The organism is Ruegeria sp. BHSA123, assembly GCF_059613425.1.
The window spans coordinates 1-1282 of the sequence record NZ_JBXWSL010000164.1 but is presented as its reverse complement, the minus strand read 5'-3'; the positions used below and the strand labels follow the sequence as shown (position 1 = coordinate 1282).

Sequence of the window (1282 nt, the reverse complement as noted above, 5' to 3'; positions counted from 1 at the left end):
CTGCCGGTCCAGACCCTCGATAAATTGCGTCATCAACAACCTCCGTACCGAATACGGAAATTATACCATCAGTCCGGTCAAAATAGGGGAGTTTTCACACACCCTCTCCGCAAAGCAGACGCCCAACGAGCTCTTTCTGATGGCTGCTTCTGACCTCACCAACGCGTATCCTACGCTCAATTTCGATTGGTTGTTAAGGCAATGCGACCGGGTTTTCATCGAGTGTCCGGAGGTAAGAAATCAAGTCTGCGCGATCCTGATCAAACCAAACTCCATCTAAGTCCATCTTTGTTCCCGGAATGTATTCTCGTGGACGCCCAAGAAACGAGTTTAGATTGTCGTAGTCCCAGACACCTGAAATCGCTGACAAAGCCGTCGAGTACTCGTAGCCATCGTACGAGCCAATGGTGCGCCCGAGAACTCCCCAAAGTGGCGGACCTTCATTGGCTTGAACTTGCCCATTGTTCTCCAGGCTGTGACAGGCTTTGCAGGCACCTGCCAGAGTTTCTCCTCGGCCCCTATCGGCATTACCAATCAAGTGCTTCACACTAGGGATACTTGCACTTGTAGGTACGCCAGCATCCAATAGCATGGTCACGATTTCGTCGTGCCCACGCAACGAGGCGAAATGCAGTGCTGTCCCAAGCCAAGGATCCACGACAGTTGGATCAGCACCGGCTTCCAAAAGCAATCGAACAACTTCTGTGTGTCCGTTGCTTGACGCAACATGGATTGGGTATGCAAGAGTTTTTTCGTACTCAGCATTGGGAAGAGAGTAGTTTGGGTCGGCCCCAGCCTCCAACAGGGCCGCGACCACGTCCGTACGACCGAACCGAGATGCTACTACGAGTGGTGACGAACCTTCAAAACGAGCGCCTGTGGTGCTCGGCAGATCCACCGGCACTCCTTTTTCGATTTCTGACATAACTTTTGCGACATCGCCTTTTCTAGCCATCAAGTGGATCATTTCAGCGAAACTTGTCGACATGGTGGCGCATAGCGCAGCCACCCCCGCGAGAAATGTTTTCCAAGTTCTGTTCATTGCGGCATCCCCCCGGTTGTGGGAGCCTTAATACCACAACTAGTCGTCAATTTCATTTCTTGCAAAGAGTGGCCGCTTTGTCCGCATGTGAGACGTAGAACAGGAGCGCAGCGAATGTCCGGATTGGATCGATATTGTTGAAAAACAACGTGTTGCTGGCGCAGAGAGAGGCGTACCGAACTGAGCGCGAGTGCCTTTCTTGTCAGGCTTTGCTCGTTTGCTGCGGTGCGGGAAAGATCT

The 1282-nt window shown here is 52.2% G+C and carries 2 protein-coding genes; both read right to left on the bottom strand.

Translation table 11 applies throughout. From position 1 onward, the window contains the following. Positions 1-193 precede the first annotated feature (193 nt). On the bottom strand, positions 194-1042 hold the full coding sequence (locus AC2FNC_RS20785) for an ankyrin repeat domain-containing protein (protein WP_496716582.1): 849 nt from the start codon (positions 1040-1042) through the stop codon (positions 194-196). Then, on the bottom strand, positions 1039-1282 hold a 244-nt coding region (locus AC2FNC_RS20780; RefSeq protein WP_496716581.1), incomplete at its 5' end, for a hypothetical protein. The genes AC2FNC_RS20785 and AC2FNC_RS20780, both read right to left, overlap by 4 nt.